The sequence below is a fragment of the Pseudomonas sp. p106 genome (genome assembly GCF_003936645.1).
Classification (GTDB): domain Bacteria; phylum Pseudomonadota; class Gammaproteobacteria; order Pseudomonadales; family Pseudomonadaceae; genus Aquipseudomonas; species Aquipseudomonas putida_E.
The window spans coordinates 1-5,125 of record NZ_RHQR01000042.1 but is presented as its reverse complement, the minus strand read 5'-3'; the positions used below and the strand labels follow the sequence as shown (position 1 = coordinate 5,125).

Sequence of the window (5,125 nt, the reverse complement as noted above, 5' to 3'; positions counted from 1 at the left end):
GCCACAGGTACCCCGCTGTCTCAGGTTCTGCGGAGTACCTGTGGCAGCCGGCTTGCCGGCGATTGGGTTCACTCTAAATGTTCAGGCTTGATCGCGTCGCCGGATTTCACATCCAGCTTGGCGCGGATGTCCTCGAACATCTGGTCGTAGATCTTGTGCGGTGAACCGAGCGTTTCGAATTTCTTGTGCGGTGGCAGGTGTGACTGGGCCTTGCGGCTTAGCACCATCAAAAAGCTCGGCAAGACCTGATCTTTGGGCAGGTAAAACTTTTCATCCACCGGCTTGCCTTCGATGCTGCCATGCAAGCGGAACTGGATACCTCGGCCTTCCCTGGGATCCTGAGTCGCTTCGTACTCGATGTTGAGGTCGTAGCTGTGGTCATTGGCGTTCAGCGCACTGCGCTCGATATGCACGTGACCAGGTTGGTACTGGGCCATGGCGGAGTCCTCCGGAGGGTCGAAAATGGCGGGCGGCCTGCGCCCGCCTACTGCATTCAACGGTAGCTGATGCCTGGCTTGGCCGTTGAAACACGGGTGCCGGCGGTGCCTTTGACGATGTCCTCGATATTCTCCAGCGAGCTGATCACTGCGACCTTGCCGGTGGCGCGGGCGAAATCGCTGGCGGCCTGTACCTTCGGCCCCATGGAGCCGGCGGCGAAGCCCAGGCGTTCGAGCTCGTCGGGGTGGGCCTGGGCAATGGCTTTTTGCGTGGGTTTGCCCCAGTCAATGTAAGCCGCATCGACGTCAGTGGCGATTATCAGAAGGTCGGCTTCCAGTTGCTCGGCCAAAAGCGCCGAGCACAGGTCCTTGTCGATGACCGCTTCGATGCCTTTGAGCTTGCGGTTTTCATCGTACATGGTGGGGATGCCGCCACCGCCTGCGCAGATCACGATGCTGTTTTTTTCCAGCAGCCACTTGATCGGGCGGATCTCGAAGATGCGCTTGGGTTTGGGGCTGGCCACCACGCGGCGGTATTTGTCGCCGTCGGCTTTGACCACCCAGCCTTTCTCCTTGGCCAGGCGTTCGGCTTCTTCCTTGCTGTAGACCGGGCCGATGAACTTGGTCGGGTCCTTGAAGGCCGGATCGTTTGCATCGACTTCGACCTGGGTCAGCAGGGTGGCGAACGGCACTTCGAACGCCAGCAGGTTACCCAGTTCCTGTTCGATCATGTAACCGATCATGCCTTCGGTTTCGGCACCGAGCACGTCCAGCGGGTAGGCTTCGTCGGGTTTGTACGACAGCGCCTGCAATGACAGCAAGCCAACCTGGGGGCCGTTACCGTGGGCGATGACCAGCTCGTTGCCGGGGTGAATCTTGGCGATCTGCTCGGTGGCGGTGCGGATATTGGCACGCTGGTTGTCAGCGGTCATGGGCTCGCCGCGGCGCAGCAGGGCGTTGCCGCCCAATGCAACAACGATACGCATGGGAATGTCCTTTGCGAAGATGGGGGGGCGCGCCTCGTTTCTGTGTGGGAGCAGGCTTGCCGGCGATCACCGGCGAAGCCGGTGCCATGCACCGTGTGGCCTGCATCGCCGGAAAGCCGGCTCCCACACTACCGAGGTGCTTATCAGAGATCAGCCAGGGTCGACACCAGGATCGCCTTGATCGTGTGCATGCGGTTTTCCGCCTGTTCGAAGGCGATGCAGGCGGGCGACTCGAACACGTCGTCGGTCACTTCGATGCCATTGGCCAGGTCCGGATACTGTTCGGCGATCTGCTTGCCGACCTTGGTCTCGGAGTTGTGGAACGCCGGCAGGCAGTGCATGAATTTGGTCCGCGGATTGCCGGTGGACTTCATCAGTTCCGTGTTCACCTGATAGGGTTTGAGCTGCTTGATGCGCTCGCCCCAGGCTTCGATCGGCTCACCCATCGACACCCAGACGTCGGTGTGCACGAAGTCCACGCCTTTGACTGCGGCTTTCGGGTCCTCGGTAAGGGTGATGCGTGCACCGCTTTCCTCAGCGTACTGCTTGCAGCGCTCGACCAGGTCGTCATGCGGCCACAGCGCCTTGGGCGCAGCGATCCGCACGTCCATACCGAGCTTGGCGCCGATCAGCAGCAGCGAGTTGCCCATGTTGTTGCGGGCGTCGCCCAGGTAGGCATAGCTGATGTCGTGCAGCGGCTTGTCGCTGTGCTCACGCATGGTCAGTACGTCGGCGATCATCTGGGTCGGGTGGTACTCGTCGGTCAGGCCGTTGAACACCGGCACCCCGGCGAACTTGGCCAGCTCTTCGACGATTTCCTGCTTGAAGCCGCGATACTCGATGGCATCGTACATGCGCCCGAGTACGCGGGCGGTGTCCTTCATGCTTTCTTTGTGGCCGATCTGCGATGAGTTGGGGTCGATGTAGGTGACATTGGCGCCTTGGTCATAGGCGGCCACTTCGAAGGCGCAGCGGGTGCGGGTCGAGGTTTTCTCGAAGATCAGGGCGATGTTGTTGCCCTTCAGGTGCTGCTGTTCGGTACCGGTGTATTTGGCACGCTTGAGGTCGCGGGACAGGTCCAGCAGGTACTTCAGCTCGCGGGTGCTGTGGTGCTCGAGGCTGAGCAGGTTGCGGTTATGGATGTTGAACGCCATGGTGATTCTCCTTGAGTTCGGTAATCGGCCCGGCCACCGCCTTGTGGGGGTAGCCGGGAAAATGGTCGTTAGTAATCGATGGGGTCGCGCACGATCGGGCAGGTCATGCAGTGGCCGCCGCCACGGCCCCGGCCCAGCTCGCCGGCGCTGATGGTGATGACCTCGATGCCGGCCTTGCGCAGCAGGGTGTTGGTGTAGGTGTTGCGGTCGTAGCCGATGACCACGCCAGGCTCCACCGCCACCACGTTGTTGCCGTCATCCCACTGTTCGCGCTCGGCGGCGAAGCTGTTGCCGCCGGTCTCGACCACGCGCAGCTTGACGCCCAGTTGCTCGCCCACCACTTCGATGAACGACTTGTGCTCGCGGCGCACGTCCATGCCGTAGGGCTTGCTTTCGTCCGGGCGGATGATGAATGGCACGATTTCTTTCACCACTTCGGGGAAGATCGTGACCAGGTCGCGGTCGCAGAAGCTGAACACGGTATCCAGGTGCATGGCAGCGCGGGACTTCGGCAGGCCGGCGACGATGACCTTTTCCACTGCGCCCTTGGCGAACAGGTTTTGCGCCAGCTGCCCGATGGCCTGGCGTGAAGTGCGCTCGCCCATGCCGATGAGCACGATGCCTTTGCCGATCGGCATCACGTCACCGCCTTCAAGGGTGGCGTTGCCGTGGTCTTTGTCCGGGTCGCCGTACCAGACCTGGAAGTCGGCACCGGTGAATTGCGGGTGGAATTTGTAGATGGCAGTGGTCAGCAGCGTTTCCTGACGTCGCGCCGGCCAGTACATCGGGTTCAGCGTGACGCCGCCATAGATCCAGCAGGTGGTGTCGCGGGTGAACTGGGTGTTCGGCAGCGGTGGCAGAATGAAACTGGAGTGGCCCAGGTAATCGTTGTACATCTTGACCACGTCGGCGCCTTCGCTCTGCGGCAGGTCCTGGCCGGCCACACCGCCGATCAGGAACTCGGCCAGGTGGCGTGGCTCGAGGCCTTCGAGCCAGCTGCGCACTTCGTTGGTCAGGCCCACACCTACGGTGTCAGGGGTGATCTTGCGGTCAAGGATCCACTTCAGCGCGTCTTTGTTCTGCACGATGTCGGTCAGCAGGTTGTGCATCTCAAGCACATCCACGCCGCGCTCGCGCATCTTGGTGACGAAGTCGAAATGGTCGCGTTTGGCCTGGTCGACCCAGATCACATCATCGAACAGCAGTTCGTCGCAGTTGCTCGGGGTCAGGCGCTTGTGCGCAAGCCCAGGGGCGCAAACCATTACCTTGCGCAGCTTGCCGGCTTCGGAGTGCACACCGTACTTCTGTTTTTCAGCGGACATGGTTCTTTCCTCCAATTGAGCGAAGACGTGGGTCACAGGGTCAGGAAGCCGTCATACAGGCCATAGGCCGCCACCAGGGCGCCGATGACCACAGCCGCAAAGATCAGTTTTTCCACGTTGGTGAAGATCGGTTGGCCAATTTCACGCTTGGCCTTGGCAAACAGGATGACCCCAGGGGCATACAGCAGGGCGGAGAGCAGCAAGTACTTCATGCCGCCCGCATACAACAGCCAGATGGCGTAGATCAGTGCGATGGCGCCGATGAGCAGGTCTTTGCTGCGTTCGCTGGCAGCCTGCTCGTAGGTTTCACCGCGCATGGCCAGCAGGAAGCCATAGGCTGCCGACCACAGGTAGGGCACCAGGATCATCGAGGTGGCGAGGTAGATCAGTGACAGGTAGGTGCTGGCGGAGAACAGCGTGATCACCAGGAAAATTTGCACCATGGCGTTGGTAAGCCACAGGGCGTTGGCCGGCACCTGGTTGGCATTCTCGCGGCGCAGGAACTCCGGCATGGTGTGATCCTTCGCAGCGGCGAACATGATCTCGGCGCACAGCAGCACCCACGACAGCAATGCGCCGAGCAGCGAGATGATCAGGCCGACGCTGATCAGCACCGCGCCCCAATGACCAACCACATGCTCCAGCACGGCAGCCATCGACGGGTTTTGCAGTTTGGCCAGTTCCGGTTGAGTCATCACGCCCAGCGAGAGCACGTTGACCAGCACCAGGAACAGCAACACGGTGATGAAGCCGATGACCGTGGCCTTGCCCACATCGGCGCGTTTTTCCGCCCGCGAAGAAAAGATGCTCGCACCCTCGATGCCGATGAACACCCAGACGGTGACCAGCATCATGTTGCGCACCTGGTTCATCACGCTGCCCAGCTCCGGCGTCCCGGTGGCCCAGATGTCGGCGGTGAAGATGTCGAGGCGGAAGGCGAACACGCAGATCAGCGCGAACAGCACCAGCGGTACCACCTTGGCAACGGTGGTGACCAGGTTGATGAACGCCGCTTCCTTGATGCCGCGCAGTACCAGGAAGTGCACCGCCCACAGCAACACCGAGGCGCCGATGACGGCAGCGGGGGTGTTGCCTTCACCGAAAATGGGGAAGAAGTAGCCCAGGGTACTGAACAGCAGCACGAAGTAACCGACGTTGCCCAGCCAGGCGCTGATCCAGTAGCCCCACGCCGAGGAGAAGCCCATGTAGTCGCCGAAGCCGGCCTT

The 5,125-nt window shown here is 61.3% G+C and carries 5 protein-coding genes; all 5 read right to left on the bottom strand.

Going from position 1 to position 5,125, the window contains the following annotated elements; genetic code table 11:
- Positions 1 to 68: 68 nt before the first annotated feature.
- A complete protein-coding gene (locus EGJ09_RS26320) occupies positions 69 to 437 on the bottom strand; it encodes a DUF5064 family protein (protein ID WP_125925175.1) in 369 nt (122 codons plus the stop codon).
- A 56-nt stretch (positions 438 to 493) separates the two neighbouring features.
- The gene (gene arcC / locus EGJ09_RS26315; RefSeq protein WP_115273960.1) at positions 494 to 1,423 is read right to left on the bottom strand and encodes a carbamate kinase; all 930 of its coding nucleotides are present in this window, start codon (positions 1,421 to 1,423) and stop codon (positions 494 to 496) included.
- A gap of 143 nt (positions 1,424 to 1,566) precedes the next feature.
- Positions 1,567 to 2,577, bottom strand: a complete 1,011-nt coding sequence (locus tag EGJ09_RS26310; protein ID WP_012316037.1) for an ornithine carbamoyltransferase — start codon at positions 2,575 to 2,577, stop codon at positions 1,567 to 1,569.
- Between the two features lie 68 nt (positions 2,578 to 2,645).
- Complete coding sequence (gene arcA / locus EGJ09_RS26305; RefSeq protein ID WP_115273961.1) at positions 2,646 to 3,899, bottom strand: arginine deiminase; 1,254 nt, start codon at positions 3,897 to 3,899, stop codon at positions 2,646 to 2,648.
- A 32-nt stretch (positions 3,900 to 3,931) separates the two neighbouring features.
- A partial coding sequence (arcD, locus tag EGJ09_RS26300) for an arginine-ornithine antiporter (protein WP_125925174.1) occupies positions 3,932 to 5,125 on the bottom strand: 1,194 nt, incomplete at its 5' end.

What these genes read in the sequence shown, in the direction of transcription:
- EGJ09_RS26320 (WP_125925175.1), bottom strand. Translation starts at nt 437, where the DNA reads ATGGCCCAGTACCAACCTGGTCACGTGCATATCGAGCGCAGTGCGCTG.
- arcC (WP_115273960.1), bottom strand. Translation starts at nt 1,423, where the DNA reads ATGCGTATCGTTGTTGCATTGGGCGGCAACGCCCTGCTGCGCCGCGGC.
- EGJ09_RS26310 (WP_012316037.1), bottom strand. Translation starts at nt 2,577, where the DNA reads ATGGCGTTCAACATCCATAACCGCAACCTGCTCAGCCTCGAGCACCAC.
- arcA (WP_115273961.1), bottom strand. Translation starts at nt 3,899, where the DNA reads ATGTCCGCTGAAAAACAGAAGTACGGTGTGCACTCCGAAGCCGGCAAG.